The organism is Candidatus Alistipes pullistercoris, from assembly GCF_027665465.1.
In the GTDB taxonomy this organism is placed as follows: domain Bacteria; phylum Bacteroidota; class Bacteroidia; order Bacteroidales; family Rikenellaceae; genus Alistipes_A; species Alistipes_A hominis.
Genome location: NZ_JAQDED010000007.1, coordinates 60,801 through 81,089, shown reverse-complemented (window position 1 = coordinate 81,089; position 20,289 = coordinate 60,801). Strand labels below are relative to the sequence as shown.

Genomic DNA, 20,289 nt, shown 5'->3' with positions numbered 1-20,289 from the left:
TAGTACCTTTGCCGTCGATGAAAATAATGAAGATTTCTCCGAAAACAGCGATTCAGGCGGTCGTTTCTGGCGTCGTAATCGGGGCGTTGCTCAGCCGCGATTATCCGAAGGCGGGACTCGTCGTGTCGGCGTGTTTCATCGCATTTTACCTCGGGCTGACTTTCCGTCGCAGAATGTGCTATCTGCTGCATTTCGTGTCGGGCGGGATCGAGAAACGGTTTCTGGCCGTTTCGTGGCTCTGTACGCTCTATCTGCTGATCGCTGCGTTGGTCGCCGGCACGGTCTATAACTTTTTCCTGCTGCTGGCTCTGGGGCTCGATTATTTTTTGTACGACAAGCGCCAGCGGGCGTCGGCCGGAAAAGAGAAAGGGGCCGGGGAGTTGTAGCCTGCTCCGGCGGAGGTTCGGGGCCGGTTTTTCGGGCCGGCGGTTTCGCCGGAATCCAAAGAATCGGAAATAAAAGATGAAATTTTCGTCGAAAAATTTGCAAATATTCAGTTTTTGGCTACCTTTGCACCGCTGAATCAGTCAATCTGGTTGCGCGATGGCCCATTCGTCTATCGGTTAGGACGCAAGATTTTCATTCTTGAAAGAGGAGTTCGATTCTCCTATGGGCTACGAAATAAAGATGAAATAAATAAATTTACGAAAATGGCAAATCACAAGTCATCGAAGAAAAGAATACGCCAGACCGAGGTGAAAAACGCCCGGAATAAATATTATCACAAAACGGCCCGTAATGCCGTAAAGGCGTTGCGCAATACGACTGAGAAGGATGCCGCCGTAGCGTTACTTCCGAAGGTGACCGCCATGCTGGACAAACTCGCCAAAACGAATGTGATCCACAAGAATAAAGCCGCCAACCTGAAAAGCAGCGTTCAGCTTCACGTCAACGCGTTGTAGTCTGCCGTTTTCGGCGTCGAATATATAAAAGCCATCTTTTTTCGGGATGGCTTTTTTACGTGTCCGATGCGAGATACCAGAGGAAATCAAAAAACGCCGGCTATTTTTAGCCGGCGTTTTTTGATTGCGGTAGATTGCGTCGAATTATCCGAGATAGGATTTCAGCAATTTGCTCCGGGTGCTGTGGCGCAGTCGGCGGATTGCTTTTTCTTTGATCTGACGGACGCGTTCGCGGGTCAGTCCGAATTTCTCGCCGATCTCTTCGAGCGTCATTTCCGAGCAGCCGATCCCGAAGAAATATTTGATGATGTCGCGTTCGCGGTCGGTCAGCGTCGACAGGGCGCGTTCGACTTCCGTGCCGAGCGATTCGTTGATCAGGCCGCGGTCGGCGATCGGCGAATCGTTGTTGACCAGCACGTCGAGCAGGCTGTTGTCCTCGCCGTCCGAGAACGGAGCGTCCACCGATACGTGGCGTCCCGAAACCCTGAGTGTGTCGGTCACCTTTTCTTTAGGCAAGTCCAGCTCGTTGGCCAGCTCTTCGGGCGACGGAGTCCGTTCGTGCTCTTGCTCGAACCGGGCGAACGCCTTGTTGATCTTATTGAGCGATCCCACCTGGTTCAGCGGCAGGCGGACGATGCGGCTCTGTTCGGCCAGCGCCTGCAGGATCGACTGGCGGATCCACCATACGGCATAAGAAATAAATTTGAAGCCGCGCGTTTCGTCGAACTTCTCGGCGGCCTTGATCAGTCCCAAATTCCCCTCGTTGATCAGGTCAGGCAGCGACAGGCCCTGGTTCTGGTACTGTTTCGCAACGGAAACCACGAACCGAAGGTTGGCGCGAGTCAGTTTTTCGAGGGCTTCCTTGTCGCCCTTTTTAATCCGCTGCGCCAGATCTACCTCTTCCTCTACGGTAATCAAATCCTCTTTGCCAATCTCCTGCAGGTATTTATCCAGCGATGCGCTTTCGCGATTGGTAATGGATTTGGTAATTTTTAATTGTCTCATCGTATAGTTCTCTTGTTGATACCTAACTAAACTTTTATGAAACGTTGCAGCGCTCCGTGAAAGAGCCTGCAACGTTTCTCAAGTAACAACGGGGAAAGTTTCTCCGCCTATTTCGGCATGATCAGCAACCGGTCGCGCGTGCCGTCCGGGTTGATCCATTCGATCGATTCGATTGCCGAAGTAATGCGGTTCAGGTCGTTTACCGAACTGATGGTCGAGTTGTTGATCCGCGTGATGACCGATCCTCTGCGGATGCCCGCCTTGTCGAGCAACCCTCCTTCGTGAACGCCTGTCACTACCGCACCTCCTTTGATCTTAAGCGATTTCAGCGCTTTTTCCGACACTTCGGCGAACTCGCCGTTCAGCGCATCGTAGGCCGAAACTTGGTCTTTGGTGATCACGTCGGTGTTACCAGTCTTATTACGCAAGACCACTTCGATTTGTTTCACGTCCGAGCCTCTTTTTACGCTTACCGTGATCTTATCGTTCGGTCGGTGCTTGGCGATCTCTTCAGAAACCTGGGCCGATCCTTCGATTTTCACCCCGTTTATTTCGGTGATGATGTCGCCCGTCTTGATTCCTGCGGCTTCGGCAGCGCTGCCCGGGTATACTTCGCCGACGTAAATACCGCCTTGTTCCTTGATACCGGTCGATTTGCCTTTATCGCTTTCGAGGAACGCTTCGTCGATCGCGTTGTAGCCGATGCCCAGCATGGCCCGCTGTACGACGCCGTACTCTTTCAGGTCGACCACCACTTTTTTAACGATCGAGGTCGGCACGGCGAACGAATAGCCGATGTAACTTCCGGTCTGCGACTGGATCAGCGTGTTGATGCCGACCAACTCGCCTTTGGTATTCACCAGCGCGCCTCCGCTGTTGCCCGGATTGACGGCCGCGTCGGTCTGGATGAACGATTCGAGGCTGTACTGCGTCGGCAACGCCTGCAGGCTACGCCCCTTGGCGCTGACGATCCCGGCCGTGATCGTATTCTGCAGTCCGTACGGGCTGCCGATGGCCAGCACCCACTCGCCGAGACGCAGAGCGTCCGAATTTCCGATCGGAATGGTCGGCAGGTCGGTCGCGTCGATTTTGATCAGCGCCACTTCGGTCGTCGGGTCGGTGCCGATGACTTTGGCGTCGAACGTCCGTTTATCGTTCAGCGTCACTTTCAGTTTCGACGCGTTGTCCACTACGTGGTGGTTCGTTACGATATAGCCGTCCGGACTGATGATGACGCCCGATCCGCCGCTTTTGCGCTCCTGCGGCCGCGGCTGTTGCTCCGGCTGTTGCCGGTACTGGCCTCTCGGAATGCCGAACAGGTCGAAGAACTGTTCGAAGCCGCCGTCGTCGCCGTATCCGCCGCGATAACCTGCGCGGGACGAGATTTCCTGCGTGTTGACAATGTTAACGACTCCCTTGACGGCGTTTTCGGCCGCATAGGTGAGGTCTGGATATCCGCCTTCCTCATAGGCGGTGAAGTGCGTGCCGACGTTCGATGCGAACGATTCGGCGGGCGTATAGCTGTCCTTGTCGGCTGCTTTCGTTACGGTGTAAGCAGTTACTCCGCTCGCAACCATCGAGACTGCCAGCACCCCTGCCCATACAAAACCCTTTTTCATAGAAACAATAAATTTTAGTGAATGAATTTGTCAGTTATAAAAAAGGTAGAATTGGTTCATTGTGTCTGTTTCCTGTTTTTTAGCGGTTCCTTTTCGCGCTCCGCGCACTCTTTTCGGCGGAGTCTGCGACGGGAACCCAGTTGCCGTTGGTTTTTATTTTATTTATATAACTGCGAAACTTCGCGGAATATTGTCCTGACGATGCGGTTTTGCGGTTCCGGCGTTTTACGGGCGGGCTGATCCGGCTTCCGGACACGGCCTTTCCTCGGAACCGGTAAAAATAACGATTCCTATTTTTTAAATATTGTATGGATACTGTCGAAAAAATCGTTCCCGCAGTCTTTTTCCCGATAGGTTTTTGCTGGGCGCGTGAACGACCCGGAGCGGAAAAGCCTGTCAGACGTCGTGCGAGAGCGGTTGCGGAACGATCTCCGACGTGTCGAAGTCGCCCCACCGTTCGGCGACGTAATCGAGCGTAGCGACGATTTCGGCCGGATCGTTCAGCGTTACCAGCTTCAGTCGCGTAGGCTTGAAATCGGGCAGTCCTTTGAAATAACAGGAGAAATGGCGCCGCATTTCCAGCACGCCGACTTTGTCGCCCTTGAATTCGAGCGATTTTGCGAAGTGGAGTTTCGCCAATTCCACTCGCTCGTGCACGGAGGGCTGCTTGAGTTGTTCGCCGGTCTTCAGAAAATGGCGGATTTCTTTAAAGATCCACGGCCGGCCGTAAGTGGCGCGGCCAATCATGATGCCGTCGATGCCGTAGCGTTCGAATGCCGCCGCAGCCTTTTCCGCCGAGTCGATGTCGCCGTTGCCGATGATCGGGATATGCATTCGCGGGTTGCGTTTTACCTCGCCGATCAGCGTCCAGTCGGCCTCGCCGCGGTAAAGCTGCGCCCGCGTCCGGCCGTGGATCGTCAGCGCGGCGATTCCCGCGTCTTGCAGCCGTTCGGCGATCTCGACGATGTTTTTCGAGTCTTCGTCCCAGCCGAGGCGGGTTTTGACGGTTACCGGCAGGCGTACCGCATCGACGATCCGCCGCGTCATTTCGACCATCTTCGGCACGTCGCGCATCATGCCGCTGCCGGCTCCGCGCGCGGCGATCTTGCGTACCGGGCAGCCGAAATTGATGTCGATCAGATCGGGCCGTGCCGCCTCGGCGACCCGCGCCGCCTCGACCATCGGTTCGATCTCGTTGCCGTAGAGCTGGATGCCCACCGGGCGTTCGTAGTCGTAAGTGCGGAGTTTGGCGACCGATTTGGCCGCGTCGCGGATCAGTCCGTCGCTCGATATGAATTCGGTGTAGACCATGTCCGCTCCGAACCGCTTGCACACGTATCGGAACGACGGATCGGTCACGTCTTCCATCGGGGCCAGGAACAGCGGCTTGTCCCCTAAATCTATGTCGGCTATCCGCATCGGTTGTATTTTGACGGCAAAAATAGCTATCTTTGTGCTGATTTTGAAATCACGAAACCGCAAATCATGAATATCGAACAGTTTTTGCAGGATAAAGTGCGGGCCGCAGTGACCGCGCTGTACGGCGAACCCGCCCCCGGACAGGTACAGATACAGAAAACCCGCAAGGAATTCGACGGCGATATGACGCTGGTGGTCTTCCCGTTGCTGAAACTCAGCCGCAAAAATCCGGAAGCCACCGCCGCGGAGATCGGCGAAGCGCTGGTCGCCTCGACGCCCGAAATCAAAAGTTTCAATGTAATCAAAGGATTTTTGAACCTGTCCCTTAGCGAATTGTTCTGGAGCGAGCGCGTGAACGAAATCCTCGCCGATCCCGCTTACGGGCAGGCCGCTCCGACCGGGCGGACGGTGATGGTCGAATACTCCTCGCCGAACACCAATAAGCCGTTGCACCTGGGCCATATTCGCAACAACCTGCTCGGCTACTCGGTGGCCCGGATTCTGGAGGCGGGCGGTAATAAGGTGCTGAAAGTGAATTTGGTCAACGACCGCGGAATCCATATCTGCAAGTCGATGCTCGCGTGGCGGAAGTTCGGCGGCGGCGAGACGCCCGCTTCGTCCGGCATGAAGGGCGATCACCTGGTCGGGAAGTACTACGTGGCCTTCGATAAGGCTTATAAGGCCGAAGTCAAAGAACTGACGGCCGGCGGTATGGACGAAGAAACAGCCAAGCGCGAAGCGCCGATTATGAAAGAGGCCCAGGCGATGCTGCGCAAGTGGGAGGCCAAAGACCCGGAGATTTACGGGTTGTGGCAGACGATGAACGGCTGGGTGTACGAAGGTTTCGACAAGACGTACGAAGCGATGGGCGTCAGCTTCGACAAGGTGTACTACGAATCGAATACCTACCTGCTCGGCAAATCGATCGTCGAGGAGGGACTGGATAAAGGGGTGTTTTTCCGTAAGGAGGACGGCTCGGTCTGGTGCGACCTGACCGCCGACGGTCTCGACCAGAAGCTGTTGCTGCGCGGCGACGGTACGTCGGTCTACATGACGCAGGACCTCGGCACGGCCTACACTCGTTTCAAAGAGGAACGCCTGGACGACATGATCTACGTCGTCGGCAACGAGCAAAACTATCATTTCCAGGTATTGAAACTGATCCTCGGCAAGCTCGGTTACGGCTGGGCCGATCATATCACGCACCTGTCGTACGGTATGGTCGAGCTGCCCGAAGGAAAAATGAAGTCGCGCGAGGGGACGGTGGTGGACGCCGACGACCTGATCGACGAGATGGTGCGGACGGCTTACGACATGTCGCAGGAGCTCGGCAAACTCGACGATGCGACGCCGGACGAGGCGATGCGGATCAGCCGGATGGTAGGACTCGGCGCGTTGAAATATTTCATTCTGAAAGTCGATCCGCGTAAGACGATGCTGTTCGACCCGCGCGAGTCGATCGACTTCAACGGCAATACCGGGCCGTTTATCCAATACACCCACGCCCGGATCAAGTCGGTGTTGCGCAAGGCGGCCGAGCGCGGGATCGTTCCGGCTTCCGAGCTGCATAGCTCGGCGCTTTCGACTGAAGAGGTCGGCCTGATCAAGATGCTTGCCGACTATCCGGGCGCCGTAGCGCAGGCCGGCGCGACGTTCTCGCCGTCGGTGATCGCGAATTACGCTTACGAATTGGCCAAAGCGTACAACAGCTATTACCACGATTTCCCGATCCTGCGGGAGGCCGATGCGCAGAAACAAACGATGCGTCTGACGCTTTCCGAAACCGTAGCCCGCGTGATCGCTTCGGCGATGGCGCTGCTCGGTATCGGAGTTCCGCAACGCATGTAAACCGGCTTTCCGCAGCCTTTAACCGATACGGCCTTGGGCATCGTACAACGCAACAGCATCACGATCACGATCCTGTCCTACCTGGGGATCCTGATCGGATATGTCAACAAGATCCTGTTGCTGACGAACTTCCTGACCGAGGAGCAGGTCGGACTGGTCAATATTCTGACCGGGCTGGCCGTCCTGTACGCCCAGTTTTCCGCGCTGGGAATCAATTTTTCGGTCGTCAAATTCTTCCCGTTTTTCCGGACGCCCGACCGGCGGGACAACGGTTTCTTTTTCTGGTCGGCGCTGGGTGTCGGCGCCGGGTTCGTCGTGTTCACGGTTCTGTTCCTGGCGTTCCGCGAACCGGTCATGGCGTACTATTCGAAAGAATCTCCGCTACTGTCCGAGCACTACCTGATGCTGATTCCGCTGGGGCTGGCTACGTTGTCCTATAATTTTTTCAGTTCGTGGTTGCAGGCATTTTACAAGACGGTCGTCACCTCTTTCGTCAACGAGATTCTGCTGCGCCTGTTGATTTCGATCGAAATTTCGCTGTATGCGTTGCGGCTGATTACGTTCGAGCAATTCGTCGTGGGGTACGTGCTGATCTATTTCGTACCGGCGGCGATCCTGCTGGTTTATATGGCGACGATACGGCAAACGCGGTTCCGGCCGGTTCCGGTCACTCCGCGCGTGCGCAGGTTGCTTTCGATCACGGCGGTATACGGATTGTGGCAGTATCTCGGAGGGGCTTCGATGTATATCGTACCGATCGTCGACCAGACGATGCTGGCCGGGATCTGCGGGCTGGCGGAAGGAGGGATCTATACCACGATCATCTATATGACCAGCGCGATGCAGATGCCCTACCGTTCGATCGTCAAGGTGTCTACGCCGGTGGTTACGAACCTGTGGAAAGAGCGCGACATGGAAGGTATGCGCAAAATCTCGCGCGATGCGTCGCTGATGAACCTGATCGCCGGTTGCTTTCTGTTCGTCGTCATCTGGGTCAACCTCGACAATATCTTTTCGCTGATGCCGGAGTCGTACGCCAGCGGGCGTTACGTTTTCCTGTTCCTCGGCCTGGGTTGGGTCGTGAATATGTACGTGGGACTGAACAGCACGATTCTGATGACTTCCAAGAAATACCGCTATGAGTTCATGCTTTCGATCCTGCTGGTCGGGCTGACCGTCCTGACCAACGCGCTGATGATTCCCCGCTGGGGGATGAACGGGGCGGCGCTGGCGACGATGATCTCGCTGCTGGTTTTCAACGTTGGGCACGTTGCGTTCGTATGGAAATTCTACCGGATTTTTTCACTGTCGTGGCGCGATGTCCTCGTCGCCCTGTGGGGAGCCGCGATGATCGGCGTCTCGATGCTGATTCCGCGGCAAGACAATTTCATCGTCGACGGAACGATCCGGACGACGCTGATTTCGCTCGTATTCGGTACGGGAATTTATTATTCGAAGATTTCTCCGGCGCTGAACCGGATGCTCGAAGGCCTGCTTCGCCGGATTTTCGTCCGCCGCTCTTAACGGTCAGGCGCGCAGTTGGGCTTGGCGATACGTAAAGAGCATGGGATAATCGTCGAATGCGAAGATGGTCATTTCGTCGCGCCGGCGCCGCCACGGGAGCAACCGTCCCCATACGATTTTGCTGACGAATATGAAAAACAGCGTGTATAGGTCGTCGTACTCTTTATCGCAACAATAAACGACGGACGGATCTTTCGGATCCACCAGTCGTTCGTATTTGTTGATCAGGAATCCGTTCCACTGGTATTTTCCCGAACAGAGCCGATCCATGAACGCATTGTAATCGGGCAGGAATACGAGCTGGCGTCCCGTAAAATCCTGATAATTCTGTAATGCGAGTTTGAAAATCCGATCGCGGCGGTTGTTGCGTTTCCCGAGCCAGAATATCAACAGGCGCGTCGGGATCTCTTGCGCGAACACGATGTCCGACGTGTGGGCTTTCAAAAATTTCTCGGTGTCCCGGTACAATCGTTTTTCTCTGTTCATAATGATGACTTTTTGTAGGATCGATCAACGATTGCTCCCGCTTGCGACGAGAACGCATTTGCCCGTATTCCCGTTTGCGGTACGGCATTTCCCGGCGGAACCGATGCGGACTTCGGGAGCGGTCGCACGAGACCGCCCGGTATCGGTCGGACAAAAGCATACTTTCTCCGTTTTCCGGATCGTAATCCGTTGAGGCTGTTCTGTAGTTCGCTGTGAATGGAAGAAGGGCATAATCATTTGTTTACAGTACGTCCGACGCCGCGATTTCTCCGGATTATTCGTCCTGATCGTACTTTTCGATCCTTGATTTAATAAAATTTATTATAAATATAGTTATAACTACATAACTTTATGATGCAAATATAATTAAAATTCAAGATAATCCAACGGTCCGATATATTTTTATGCAAAGTTCCGGTTATTTTATTTCGATCGAAAAGGAACGGAGGCGAGCCGTTTTGCAATTTTTCGGCAGACCGCCTCTTTTTTCCGGAGGGGTTTATTATATTTGTATCAAATACTGCTATTTGGAACGCCATGCCGGATACTTTTTTACTTTTCGCCCTGATCGACCTGAAGCCTTACCTGAGTTTCGGGTACATCGTTTTCGTGATTATCACGATCGCCGTGATCATTCACGACAAGCGCGATCCGGTGAAGGCGCTGTCGTGGATCATCGTGATTTCATTGCTGCCGGTCGTCGGATTTATCTTTTACATCGTTTTCGGGCGCAACCACCGCAAGCAAAAATTGTTCAGCCGCAAGGAACTGAGCGATCTCGAACAGATCGACACGCTGAGCCGGCAGCAAATCTACGAGATCAACAACGCCGCGGTGCTGCACAAACCGGAGATCAGCGACAACCGCGATATCATTACGCTGCTGCTCAACAGCAACAAGGCGCTGCTGACGGTGCATAACCGGGTGAAGCTGCTGAACGACGGAACGGAGACGTTCGACGAAATCCGCAAGGCGCTGTGGTCGGCCAGTTCGTCGATCCATCTGGAATATTACATCATCGAGGACGATCCGCTGGGCCGCGAGATCGCCGACATTTTGATCGCCAAGGCGCAGCAGGGAGTCGAGGTGAGGCTGATCTACGACGACGTGGGCAGTTGGGGGCTCGGGCGCAAGTACATCGGCCGGCTGCGCAAGGCCGGCGTCCGGGTAGAGTGTTTCATGCAGGTGGTCTTCCCGTGGCTGACCAGCCACGTCAATTACCGGAATCACCGCAAGATCCTGGTTGTGGACGGCAAGATCGGGTTCACGGGCGGGATCAACATCGCCCAGCGGTACGTCACCGGGACGAAAATGGGGCCGTGGCGCGATACCCACCTGCGGCTCGAGGGCGAAGCGGTCGGCATGTTGCAGATCGTATTCATCGCCGACTGGTTTTTCGTCAGCAAGCAGTTGTTGAACGACTATCCGAAATACCTGCCCAAAACGCATGTCAAGGAGGAGACGATGATCCAGATCGCCACGTCCGGACCCGATTCCGACTGGGCGTCGATCATGCAGGCGTTTTTCTCGGCCATCACGCATGCGCAGCACCATATCTATATTTCGTCGCCCTATTTCCTTCCGAACGAGGCGATTCTGACGGCGGTCAAAGTGGCTGCGCTGAGCGGGATCGACGTGCGGATCATGATCCCGAGCCGTTCCGATTCGAAGGTGGTTTACTGGGCCTCCCGCTCGTACATCGGCGAACTGATCGACGCCAACGTGAAGGTGTACCTGTACCGCCGGGGATTCAACCATTCGAAGCTGATTATGATCGACGGGCAGTTCAGTTCGGTCGGCACGGCCAATATGGACATCCGCAGTTTCGAAGACAATTTCGAAGTGTCGGCGTTGCTGTACGACCGGAAGATCACGCAGGAGCTGGAAGCGGAGTTCCTACACGACCTCGATCAGAGCCGCATGGTAACGCGCGACTACTGGGAGAGTCGCCCCGCGCTGCATAGTTTTTACGAAGCGTTGTCGCGGTTGTTCAGCCCGTTGCTGTAAACGAGGTTCGGATGTTGCCGTACCGCCGTGGGAATGACTTGATAAACCGTTAAACTGCCCGTTATGAGAAAAAAACTATTTGTTGTTTTTTGTGCGTTTTTGGCGCCCGTGTTTTCCGCAGCCCAGTCGCACGATCCTTTCGAAGCGGACACCACCGAATTCGTCCTGACGGTAGGTTCCCTGTCGACGAAGGCTATGGATGCTTATCCGCAGCGAATAACCGGGCTGTCGAAAGACGGAAAAGGTTACCGGGTCGTTCTTACCGTGGTCAATCCTTATGCCGACAGTGCGCGGCGTGCGAAAATGATGGAGGCGCCTTATTCCCGCAATCGATCCTACGACGGAGAGACGGCGAAATATTTGTTGCCGACGCCGCTGATCGACCCTGAAAACGAACTCCTGGCGGGAATTGCCGATACGTTGTTTACCGACGAATCCAGCGCGTTTGCCGTAATAAACAAGGCGCTTTCATTTACCCACGGTTTTTTATCGCCCGACGATTCGCTTGCCCGCCGCATCGATGCGGGAATTTGCAGGACGCTGGACGTGGCGTCGATCATCGAGCGGAGGAGAGGCACTTGCAGCGAATATGCGAACCTGTTCATTGCATTGATGCGCCGCAAGAATATCCCCGCCCGCCTTGCCGTGGGCTATGTTTACGCTCCCGAATACAAAGCCGTCGGAAGCCATGCATGGCCCGAATGCTATCTCGATGGCATCGGATGGTTTGCCGTCGATCCTACGATGAATACTTTCTGGTTTCCCCATTTCATGATAGTCAAGATGCGGGACGGGGTTGATTACGAAGACTGCGACATCGGTCTGTTGAAAGAAGACATAGAGCCTGTGGAGATAGCGAAAAAATAGTCGGGGAACCCCGGTAACCGGGATTGCGTTTGCCTTTCGGTCCTCTTTGTCGGATATTTTCCACTTTAAGACCGAAAAGGAAACAGGAAAGGAATATTTTTTCTACCTTTGAAATGTTTAACGGTGTAAATATGCAATCTATGAAGAAAAGGTGTTTGCTCACGACTGCGATCGCATTGATTTTATGCGGAATAACGAACAATGCCGGGGCCAAAGGCCCGATTCGTTTCGGGATCAAGGCCGGTATCCAGAGCCAGAGTCTTCACGCTTCGAAAGACGAGGTGCTCGGCGTGTTTTCGGCCGATAAGGATTTCGGTTATCAGTTCGGCTTCGTGGCCAGGATCAATTTTCCGATGTTGTATATACAACCGGAGTTGAACTATGCCAAGCATCGCTTTACGATGGATATGGAGGACGGCGCCACGACGAAGGTAAAAGTGAACAACATTGAGCTGCCGATCCTCGTGGGGTGGAAAATCGCATTTGTGCGGTTGTTTGCCGGCCCCGTTTTCACGCTGATGAACGATACCGGCAACAAGTTGAAAAATACTTCGGCGGCGATCAATACCGAACTCGCAAAATCGTTGGTCGGTTATCAACTGGGCGGCGGCGTCGAATTCGGGCGCGTCAACGTGGATATGCGTTACGGCGGCCAGTTCAAAAAGCCGGAGCTCACCGTGGTCAAGGGCGAGCAGCAGGCCCGCACTTACAAGACGAGCATGAATCAGTGGCAGTTGAACATTAGCTACCTGTTCTAAATCCTGTACGCGGATGACCGAAAAAGTAATTCTTCTCGAAGGGATCGACCCGGTGGAGTTTTACGGCCTCGCCGATGCCAACATCGAAAAAATCGGCGGTAAATTTCCGAAACTGAAAATCGTGGCGCGCGGTTCCGCCATCAAGGTGATGGGGGAGGAGAGCGAGATCGTGCGGTTCGACAAGAAGCTTGCCGAACTGCTGGCTTATTACGAGCGTTACGGCCATATATCCCCGCAGGTGATCGACCAGATTTACGACGGGGGACTCTCTGCGGTGCAGGACGATCCGGAAGACCAGCATGTGATCGTCTACGGCAACAACGGCCTGGTCGTCCGGGCGCGCACCGTCAACCAGGAGCGCCTGCTGAACCTGTACGACCGCAACGACCTGATTTTCGCCATCGGCCCGGCCGGTTCGGGCAAGACTTATACGGCGATCGCGCTGGCGGTTCGGGCGCTGAAGAACCGCGAAGTGAAACGCATCATTCTGACGCGTCCCGCCGTGGAAGCCGGCGAAAAGCTCGGTTTTCTGCCCGGCGACATGAAGGAGAAACTCGATCCTTACTTACAGCCGCTGTACGATGCGTTGAACGACATGATTCCGGCAGCGAAACTCGGTAAATACGTGGAAGACGGCACGGTGCAGATTGCGCCGTTGGCCTATATGCGCGGGCGGACGCTCGACAACGCTTTCGTCATCCTGGACGAAGCGCAGAATACGACGGTCGCCCAGATCAAAATGTTCCTGACCCGCATGGGGCGCAACGCCCGGTTTATCGTTACCGGCGACATCACGCAGATCGACCTGCCGCGGCGCAGCGATTCGGGTCTGATGCCCGTTGTGGAGATGCTGAAAGGGATCGACGGTATCGGGATCGTCGCATTCGACAACCGCGACATCATCCGTCACCGGCTGGTAAAGCACATCGTGGAAGCCTTCGAACGACATGCCGGCAACTCCGAGAAAGAATGACTCGAAACATATAAATCGAAACAAACATGACAAAAGCAATCGTAAAAACCGATTTCCGGTTTGACGGGCAGAAGAGCCTGTATGAAGGAAAGGTACGTGATGTCTACAATATCGACGACCAGTATTTGGTGATGGTCGTGAGCGACCGGATTTCGGCGTTCGACGTCGTCCTGCCGAAAGGGATTCCCTACAAAGGACAGGTGCTGAATCAGATCGCGTCGAAATTTCTCGACGCCACGTCCGATATTTGCCCGAACTGGAAAATCGCTTCGCCCGATCCGATGGTGACGGTCGGTTACCGTTGCGACTCGTTTCCGGTCGAGATGATCGTGCGCGCTTACCTGACCGGCAGTTCCTGGCGGGATTACAAAGCCGGCGCCCGGGAGATCTGCGGCGTACCCATTCCGGACGGGATGCGCGAACACCAGCGTTTCCCGCACCCGATCGTCACGCCGACGACCAAAGCCGAGATCGGCGAGCACGATCAGAATATTTCGAAAGAGGAGATCATCGCCAAAGGATTGGTTTCGAAGGCCGATTACGAAATGCTCGAAAAATACGCGTTGGCGCTGTTCGATCGCGGAAGCAAGATGGCTGCCGAGCGCGGCCTGATCCTGGTCGATACGAAGTACGAATTCGGCAAGAAGGACGGCGAGATCTACCTGATCGACGAGATTCATACGCCGGACAGTTCGCGCTATTTCTATGCCGACGGTTACGAGGAACGTTTTGCGAAAGGCGAGCCGCAGCGTCAGTTGTCGAAGGAGTTTGTCCGCGAATGGCTGATGGACCACGGTTTCCAGGGGAAGCCCGGACAGCAGGTTCCGCAGATGACCGACCAGTTCGTCGGGAGCGTCAGCGACCGGTACATCGAGCTGTACGAGAAGATCACCGGCGAGCAATTCGTCAAGGACGAAGCGGCCGATATCACTTCGCGGATCGAAAATAATGTAAAGAACATGCTGGCACGGCTGCGCTGAGGTTTGTTCGGAGAGCTTAGATAAAACGGGTTTTTATGAATACGAATCTGGATGGGCTTTCGCCCCGCGAGGTGTGGGAAAAATTCGCCGAGATCGCTCGTGTGCCGCGTCCGTCGCGGCACGAGGAGGCGATTCGGGCGTATCTGGTCGCCGAAGCGCGGACGCACGGCATCGCCTGTACGGTCGACGATGCCGGGAACGTGATCCTGCGCAAACCGGCTACGCCGGGCATGGAGTCCCGCAAGGGGATCATTCTGCAGGCGCACATGGACATGGTTCCGCAGAAAAACGGCGACAAGCGGTTCGATTTTACGAAAGATCCCATCGAAGTCCGTGTCGACGGCGAATGGGTAAGGGCCGACGGAACGACGCTCGGAGCCGACAACGGGATCGGAGTTGCTGCGATTTTGGCCGTTATGGAGTCTGAGGACGTCGTGCACGGGCCGTTGGAAGCGCTGATCACCGCGACCGAGGAGACCGGCATGGACGGGGCCCGCGGTCTGAAAGGCGGAATGCTCGACGGCGAGATACTGGTTAACCTGGATTCCGAGACGGAGGGCGAACTGTATGTCGGATGCGCTGGCGGTTTGGATGCTTCGGTGCGCATGACGTATCGTGAAGATATTGTTCCTGAAGGATATAAGGCTTTCTGGATTGCGGTAGGCGGTTTGAAAGGTGGACATTCGGGCATCGATATCCATCTGGGACGCGGCAATGCGAATCGGATTTTGTTCCGGCTGTTGAGAAAGTGCGAGCGGGAGTGCGGCTTGCGGTTGGCGTCGGTCGACGGCGGCGGCCTGCGCAATGCCATTCCGCGTGAGGCGACGGCGACGGTTGTCGTTCCGGACGCTGTCTCGGATGTTTTTCGGACGCTGGCCGCCGGTCTCGAATCGGTGTTGAAAGAGGAGTTCCGGGGCGTCGACGATGCGGTGACCGTTCGGATTACGGATGCCCGGCGGCCCGATTCGCTGATCGACCCGCAATCGCAACGGCAATTGATCCGGGCCGTACGCGGATGTCCCGACGGCGTAATCCGGATGAATCCGTCGATGCCGGGGCTGGTACAGACTTCGTCCAACCTGGCCCGGGTCACCGCCGGAAGCGGGGAGATTCTGGTGCACTGCCTGCTACGCAGCTCGCTCGATAGCGAAAAGGCCGATCTGGGCGACCGGATCGCCGGGGTATTCGAACTCGCGGGAGCAGAAGTCGCGCTCGAGGGCGGTTACGACGGCTGGAATCCGAATCCGGATTCGCCGATCCTGCATACGATGATCGCGTCGTACGAGTCGCTGTTCGGTCGCCGACCGGTCGTTACGGCCATCCATGCCGGACTGGAGTGCGGGATCATCGGTACGAATTACCCTGCGCTGGATATGATTTCGTTCGGCCCGACGATCCTGCACCCGCATTCGCCCGACGAAAAAGTGAACGTCGCGTCGGTCGGCCGTTTCTGGCAGTATCTGCTGGCCACGCTCCGCAATGTACCGTTCAGATCGTAAAGGTTATGGAGACGTTCGATAAATGGTTTGCCATCGTCAATCCCGTCGCCGGAAGCGGCAAGGGACTGAGCGACTGGCCGCTGATCAGCAAGTTATTGCGCGATCACCACATCGTGCCGGAGTATGCGTTCACCGAACGCAAGTACCATGCGATCGAACTGGCCGTCGAGGCGGTCAACAACGGTTTCCGCAAGATCATGGTGGTCGGCGGCGACGGGACGATCCACGAGGTGGTCAACGGCCTGTTTATTCAAAAGGCGGTTCCTACGACCGAGGTGCTGGTAGGCGTGATCGCCGTCGGTACCGGCAACGACTGGATCCGGATGTTCGGGATTCCGCGCAAATATTCCGAAGCGATCCGGGCGATCGTCGAAGGACACTCTTTTTTGCAGGACGTCGGCGTGGTTTCGTACCACAAGGCGACTTACAAGCAGGAGCGTTATATGGCCAACGTGGCCGGGGTGGGCTTCGACGCCGTCGTGAACCGTCGTTACAACCACCTGAAAGAGGAAGGGAAGCGGGGTAAATGGCTGTATCTGTGGAGCACGCTGAAAGCCCTGCTGCGCTACTCTTCGACCGGCGTCAAGGTGTATGTCGACGATGAATTGGTCGTTAACGACTTGGTTTACAGCGCTACGATCGGGATCGGCAGGTACAACGGCGGCGGGATGTTACAAACGCCGGACGCCGTGGCCGACGACGGGTTGTTCGACCTGACCGTGATTCGCAAAATGAGCTGGCTCTCGGTGCTGTTCCATTTCAAGGTGCTGTTCAACGGGAAAATTTACAGGTTGAACAAGACGAGCCTGAACCGGGGAAGGCGCATCCGGATCGAGTCGTCGCCCGAGATCGCGCTGGAGGTTGACGGCGAAGCGCTCGGATATTCGCCGTTCGAGTTCGAGATCATCGACCGCGCCGTCCGGGTGGTCGTGGCCAAACGCTTCCTGGAAGAAGGAAGCGCCGGCAAGTCCGTTGCGGATAGAATTTTGGAAAATAAAAAATAAAACGATATTTTTACGAACTAACCTTAACAAAACCAAAAATGAAAAAAAATCAACTTTTATCACTGGTTTGCGCGGCGTTGTTTTTTATGGGCTGCGGTGAAAAACCGGCGGGCGTCGTCGATTTGACTGTTGAGTTGCAGGAGAACCCTATCGGGCTCGACGAGCAGCATCCCCGTTTCGGATGGCGGATCGAATCCGATCAGGACGACGTGATGCAGACTTCCTATCGGATCATGGTGGCTCCTACGAAGACCGATCTCGACAAAGCGGAAAATCTGGTGTGGGATTCGGGCGTCGTTTCGTCCGACCAGTCTACGTTCGTTCCTTACGCGGGATCTCAGCTCGAATCCCGCAAGGATTACTACTGGAAGGTGCTGATTACCACCAATAAGGGCGACTCGCTGTGGAGCGATGCCGCGCAGTGGTCGATGGCGCTGCTCGATGACGGCGACTGGCAGGCGCAGTGGATCGGGATCGACAGTTCGCTGAACGCGACGGATCGCCTGACCGGCGACAGCCGTCTGGCCGCCCGTTACCTGCGCAAGGAATTCCCGGTGGAAGGGAACGTCGCTTCGGCGCGTTTATACATTAGCGGACTGGGCTTTTACGAATGCTACCTGAACGGCCGCAAGATCAACGAGGACATCTTCGCACCGACGGCTACCGACTATACGAAGTCGGTCAACTACAACGTTTTCGACGTGATGGAGTTCCTGAAGGACAAGCAGAATACGATCGGGGTGATCCTCGGCAACGGGCGCTATTTCTCGATGCGTCTGGGCGATCCTGCAGCCGGTTTGCTCGGTTCGCTGCGTCAGTTCGGCTACCCGAAGTTGCTGGCACAACTGGAAATCACTTATAAAGACGGTTCGAAAACGGTCGTAGTCAGCGACGACAGTTGGAAACTGACCACCAACGGCCCGATCATCGCCAACAACGAATTCGACGGCGAGGAGTATAACGCCAATTATGAGATGAAGGGCTGGAACGAAAACGGCTTCGACGACAGCGCGTGGATGCAGGCCCGGAAGGTAGGCGCTCCGGGAGGCGAATTGGTCGCTCAGCGCAATCCGAACATCATGACGATGGATACGGTGGACCCGGTTTCGATCAACCAGTTGAACGACAGTACCTACATCGTCGATATGGGGCAGAATCTGGTCGGATGGCTGGCCGTAACGCTGAAAGGGCAGAAGGACAAGCCGATCAAGATGCGTTTCTCCGAAACGCTGAAGGACGACGGCAGCCTGTATATGGACAACCTGCGCGGCGCGCACGTGACCGACATCTATACGCCTGCGTCGGACGGCCTGTTTAGCTGGGAACCCCGTTTCACCTATCACGGGTTCCGTTTCGTAGAGATTACCGGACTGAACTACAAGCCCGAGTTGAAAAATTTCAAAGGGAAAGTCAATTACGACCGGATGGAAACGGTCGGTTCGTTCGAGTCGTCCGATTCGACGATCAACCAGATTTACCACAATGCGTTCTGGGGTATTCGCGGCAATTACCGCAGTATGCCGACCGACTGTCCGCAGCGCGACGAGCGTATGGGATGGCTCGGCGACCGCGCGATGGGTTGCATCGGCGAAAGTTTCATGTTCCGTCATGCGCTGCTTTACGAAAAGTGGCTGAAGGATATCGAACAGATCCAAAGCGAAAACGGTTGCGTGCCCGACGTGGCTCCGGCTTTCTGGACGTTCGACCAACACTCCGGCAACGTAACCTGGCCCGCCGCTTACATTTGCGTGGCCGATATGTTGTACAACCAGTACGGCGACAGCCGCCCGATCAAGGAGCATTACGCTTCGATGAAAAAGTGGATGGATTTCATCCGCGACACGCAGATGAAGGATAATGTCGTTATCAACGACGTGTACGGCGACTGGTGTATGCCTCCCGAAAGCCAGGAACTGATCCACTCGGCCGATCCGGCTCGCAAAACCGACGGCCGCCTGCTCGCGACCAGTTTCTACTACCGTTTGTTGAACATTATGAGCAAATTCGCCGCAATCAGCGGCAACGAGGCCGATATTCCGGCTTACCAGGAGCTCGCCGCCAATATTAAGAGCGCTTATAACCAGATGTTCTTGAATGCCGAAACCGGTCAGTACGCCAACAACACGGTGACGGCTAACATTCTGTCGCTGATGCAAGATCTGACCCCCGATTCGTTGCAGGGCAAGGTGTTCGAAAATATCGTGGAAAAAACCCAGGGCGAATTCGACAGCCATGTCAGCACCGGCCTGATCGGAATCCAGTTCCTGATGCGCGGCCTGACCGAGCACGGCAAGGGCGACCTGGCTTACACGATCGCTACGAACCGTACCTATCCGAGTTGGGGTTATATGATCGACAAGGGCGCCACGACGATCTGGGAATTGTGGAACGGCGATACGGCCGATCCGGCGATGAACTCGGGCAACCACGTGATGTTGCTGGGCGACCTGATGACGTGGTATTACGAGAACCTGGCCGGGATCAAGAGCGATCCGCAGCAGGTCGGTTTCAAGAAAATCGTTATGGCTCCCTATTTCCCCGACGGGCTCGATTGGGTGAACGCGTCGTACGAATCGCTGTACGGCCCGATCGAAAGCAATTGGAAGAAGGGTGAGAACGGACTTTCGTGGAAAGTCGTAATTCCTGCCAATACGACGGCCAGCATCCGCATCCCGGCCGCATCGGCCGATAAGGTCACCGAAAGCGGCAAGCCGCTGTTGCAGAATCCAGCGGTGAAGTCCGTCAATGCGGCCGACGGTTTCGTGGTGGTCGAAGCGGGATCGGGAACTTTCGATTTCCTGGCCGGGAAATAAGCTTACGTACCGAAAAAACAAAAGACCCCGCCCGATCGAACGGCGGGGTTTTTTGTAAGCCGGCTTTTCCGTTTGGACGGTCGAATGCGCAACGACCGGAATGCGCGGGAATGGGGACAGGCTAAAATAAATGCCCTGCGAACAACAAAAATCTGTTTTTTGTGTTATATTTGCAAGACGAACGGGCTTTCGGGAAACGCGAATCGGGGCCCGGACCGCAATAACCTGAGTGTGAAACCTAATATGTAAATTATGCTTAACTTACCTTTGCTGATAATGGGTGTGATCGGGCCGTGGCAGCTTTTAGTGATCGTGGCGCTGGTCGTTATTTTCTTCGGTGGCAAGAAAATTCCCGAACTGATGCGTGGCATGGGACGCGGTATCAAGGAGTTCAAGGACGCTATTAACAAGGATTATACGGCCGAAACTCCCAAGAACGAGACGACGGCTCCCTCTGCGCCCGCTGCAAAACCGACCGACGAGACTACCAAGAATTAGAATCTTGCAGGATACGGCAGGGGCCCGGGCCTTTGCGCGGTTCTACGGAACCGCGAATGTGTATCGTATGCTAACCGTTTGAATATT

At 55.4% G+C, this 20,289-nt stretch carries 17 protein-coding genes and 1 tRNA gene; 14 read left to right on the top strand and 4 right to left on the bottom strand.

What is annotated here, in order from left to right:
- The first annotated feature begins 17 nt into the window (after positions 1-17).
- The 3 genes from PGR91_RS10370 (at position 18) to rpsT (ending at position 902) form a co-directional block, all read left to right on the top strand.
- The gene (locus PGR91_RS10370) at positions 18-386 is read left to right on the top strand and encodes a hypothetical protein (RefSeq protein WP_147387404.1); all 369 of its coding nucleotides are present in this window, start codon (positions 18-20) and stop codon (positions 384-386) included.
- Between the two features lie 159 nt (positions 387-545).
- Positions 546-617, top strand: a tRNA-Glu gene (locus PGR91_RS10365).
- A gap of 33 nt (positions 618-650) precedes the next feature.
- Complete coding sequence (rpsT, locus tag PGR91_RS10360; protein ID WP_055205282.1) at positions 651-902, top strand: 30S ribosomal protein S20; 252 nt, start codon at positions 651-653, stop codon at positions 900-902.
- 144 nt (positions 903-1,046) lie between these two features.
- On the opposite strand, the gene PGR91_RS10355 is transcribed toward rpsT, so the two are convergent.
- The 3 genes from PGR91_RS10355 to dusB all read right to left on the bottom strand — a co-directional run bounded on the left by PGR91_RS10355 (position 1,047) and on the right by dusB (position 4,945).
- On the bottom strand, positions 1,047-1,907 hold the full coding sequence (locus PGR91_RS10355; RefSeq protein WP_055205283.1) for a sigma-70 family RNA polymerase sigma factor: 861 nt from the start codon (positions 1,905-1,907) through the stop codon (positions 1,047-1,049).
- A gap of 107 nt (positions 1,908-2,014) precedes the next feature.
- Positions 2,015-3,526, bottom strand: coding sequence for a Do family serine endopeptidase (locus tag PGR91_RS10350; RefSeq protein ID WP_118656787.1), 1,512 nt, complete (start codon positions 3,524-3,526; stop codon positions 2,015-2,017).
- Positions 3,527-3,922: 396 nt separating this feature from the next.
- Positions 3,923-4,945 carry a tRNA dihydrouridine synthase DusB gene (dusB, locus tag PGR91_RS10345; RefSeq protein ID WP_101572318.1) on the bottom strand — a complete coding sequence of 341 codons (1,023 nt, stop codon included), beginning with the start codon at positions 4,943-4,945 and terminating at the stop codon, positions 3,923-3,925.
- 66 nt (positions 4,946-5,011) lie between these two features.
- On the opposite strand from dusB, the gene argS reads away from it, so the two are divergent.
- Together argS and PGR91_RS10335 are read left to right on the top strand one after the other, a co-directional pair.
- Positions 5,012-6,793 carry an arginine--tRNA ligase gene (gene argS / locus PGR91_RS10340; RefSeq protein WP_101572320.1) on the top strand — a complete coding sequence of 594 codons (1,782 nt, stop codon included), beginning with the start codon at positions 5,012-5,014 and terminating at the stop codon, positions 6,791-6,793.
- 33 nt (positions 6,794-6,826) lie between these two features.
- The gene (locus PGR91_RS10335; protein WP_101572322.1) at positions 6,827-8,317 is read left to right on the top strand and encodes a lipopolysaccharide biosynthesis protein; all 1,491 of its coding nucleotides are present in this window, start codon (positions 6,827-6,829) and stop codon (positions 8,315-8,317) included.
- A 3-nt stretch (positions 8,318-8,320) separates the two neighbouring features.
- Here the strand turns inward: PGR91_RS10335 and PGR91_RS10330 are convergent, their stop codons facing one another.
- Positions 8,321-8,803 (bottom strand): hypothetical protein, encoded by a 483-nt coding sequence (locus tag PGR91_RS10330; RefSeq protein ID WP_055205287.1) that lies wholly within the window; start codon positions 8,801-8,803, stop codon positions 8,321-8,323.
- A 537-nt stretch (positions 8,804-9,340) separates the two neighbouring features.
- On the opposite strand from PGR91_RS10330, the gene cls reads away from it, so the two are divergent.
- The 9 genes from cls to PGR91_RS10285 all read left to right on the top strand — a co-directional run bounded on the left by cls (position 9,341) and on the right by PGR91_RS10285 (position 20,202).
- The gene (gene cls / locus PGR91_RS10325) at positions 9,341-10,810 is read left to right on the top strand and encodes a cardiolipin synthase (RefSeq protein WP_055205289.1); all 1,470 of its coding nucleotides are present in this window, start codon (positions 9,341-9,343) and stop codon (positions 10,808-10,810) included.
- Between the two features lie 63 nt (positions 10,811-10,873).
- Positions 10,874-11,677, top strand: a complete 804-nt coding sequence (locus PGR91_RS10320) for a transglutaminase domain-containing protein (protein WP_101572326.1) — start codon at positions 10,874-10,876, stop codon at positions 11,675-11,677.
- A 140-nt stretch (positions 11,678-11,817) separates the two neighbouring features.
- The gene (locus PGR91_RS10315) at positions 11,818-12,435 is read left to right on the top strand and encodes a porin family protein (RefSeq protein WP_055205294.1); all 618 of its coding nucleotides are present in this window, start codon (positions 11,818-11,820) and stop codon (positions 12,433-12,435) included.
- Between the two features lie 13 nt (positions 12,436-12,448).
- Positions 12,449-13,408: a PhoH family protein gene (locus tag PGR91_RS10310; protein WP_055205295.1), complete on the top strand. Its 960-nt coding sequence runs from the start codon at positions 12,449-12,451 to the stop codon at positions 13,406-13,408.
- 26 nt (positions 13,409-13,434) lie between these two features.
- Positions 13,435-14,388, top strand: a complete 954-nt coding sequence (locus PGR91_RS10305; protein WP_118656789.1) for a phosphoribosylaminoimidazolesuccinocarboxamide synthase — start codon at positions 13,435-13,437, stop codon at positions 14,386-14,388.
- Positions 14,389-14,423: 35 nt separating this feature from the next.
- The gene (locus PGR91_RS10300) at positions 14,424-15,887 is read left to right on the top strand and encodes an aminoacyl-histidine dipeptidase (protein ID WP_118656791.1); all 1,464 of its coding nucleotides are present in this window, start codon (positions 14,424-14,426) and stop codon (positions 15,885-15,887) included.
- Between the two features lie 5 nt (positions 15,888-15,892).
- Positions 15,893-16,891 (top strand): diacylglycerol/lipid kinase family protein, encoded by a 999-nt coding sequence (locus PGR91_RS10295; protein ID WP_118656793.1) that lies wholly within the window; start codon positions 15,893-15,895, stop codon positions 16,889-16,891.
- Positions 16,892-16,929: 38 nt separating this feature from the next.
- Positions 16,930-19,704, top strand: coding sequence for a glycoside hydrolase family 78 protein (locus PGR91_RS10290; protein ID WP_118656795.1), 2,775 nt, complete (start codon positions 16,930-16,932; stop codon positions 19,702-19,704).
- Between the two features lie 252 nt (positions 19,705-19,956).
- A complete protein-coding gene (locus PGR91_RS10285) occupies positions 19,957-20,202 on the top strand; it encodes a Sec-independent protein translocase subunit TatA/TatB (protein WP_101572337.1) in 246 nt (81 codons plus the stop codon).
- Positions 20,203-20,289 lie beyond the last annotated feature (87 nt).

What these genes read in the sequence shown, in the direction of transcription:
- cls (WP_055205289.1), top strand. Translation starts at nt 9,341, where the DNA reads ATGCCGGATACTTTTTTACTTTTCGCCCTGATCGACCTGAAGCCTTAC.
- dusB (WP_101572318.1), bottom strand. Translation starts at nt 4,945, where the DNA reads ATGCGGATAGCCGACATAGATTTAGGGGACAAGCCGCTGTTCCTGGCC.
- rpsT (WP_055205282.1), top strand. Translation starts at nt 651, where the DNA reads ATGGCAAATCACAAGTCATCGAAGAAAAGAATACGCCAGACCGAGGTG.
- PGR91_RS10310 (WP_055205295.1), top strand. Translation starts at nt 12,449, where the DNA reads ATGACCGAAAAAGTAATTCTTCTCGAAGGGATCGACCCGGTGGAGTTT.
- PGR91_RS10295 (WP_118656793.1), top strand. Translation starts at nt 15,893, where the DNA reads ATGGAGACGTTCGATAAATGGTTTGCCATCGTCAATCCCGTCGCCGGA.
- PGR91_RS10305 (WP_118656789.1), top strand. Translation starts at nt 13,435, where the DNA reads ATGACAAAAGCAATCGTAAAAACCGATTTCCGGTTTGACGGGCAGAAG.
- PGR91_RS10290 (WP_118656795.1), top strand. Translation starts at nt 16,930, where the DNA reads ATGAAAAAAAATCAACTTTTATCACTGGTTTGCGCGGCGTTGTTTTTT.
- PGR91_RS10330 (WP_055205287.1), bottom strand. Translation starts at nt 8,803, where the DNA reads ATGAACAGAGAAAAACGATTGTACCGGGACACCGAGAAATTTTTGAAA.
- PGR91_RS10350 (WP_118656787.1), bottom strand. Translation starts at nt 3,526, where the DNA reads ATGAAAAAGGGTTTTGTATGGGCAGGGGTGCTGGCAGTCTCGATGGTT.
- PGR91_RS10370 (WP_147387404.1), top strand. Translation starts at nt 18, where the DNA reads ATGAAAATAATGAAGATTTCTCCGAAAACAGCGATTCAGGCGGTCGTT.
- PGR91_RS10285 (WP_101572337.1), top strand. Translation starts at nt 19,957, where the DNA reads ATGCTTAACTTACCTTTGCTGATAATGGGTGTGATCGGGCCGTGGCAG.
- argS (WP_101572320.1), top strand. Translation starts at nt 5,012, where the DNA reads ATGAATATCGAACAGTTTTTGCAGGATAAAGTGCGGGCCGCAGTGACC.
- PGR91_RS10315 (WP_055205294.1), top strand. Translation starts at nt 11,818, where the DNA reads ATGAAGAAAAGGTGTTTGCTCACGACTGCGATCGCATTGATTTTATGC.
- PGR91_RS10300 (WP_118656791.1), top strand. Translation starts at nt 14,424, where the DNA reads ATGAATACGAATCTGGATGGGCTTTCGCCCCGCGAGGTGTGGGAAAAA.
- PGR91_RS10320 (WP_101572326.1), top strand. Translation starts at nt 10,874, where the DNA reads ATGAGAAAAAAACTATTTGTTGTTTTTTGTGCGTTTTTGGCGCCCGTG.
- PGR91_RS10355 (WP_055205283.1), bottom strand. Translation starts at nt 1,907, where the DNA reads ATGAGACAATTAAAAATTACCAAATCCATTACCAATCGCGAAAGCGCA.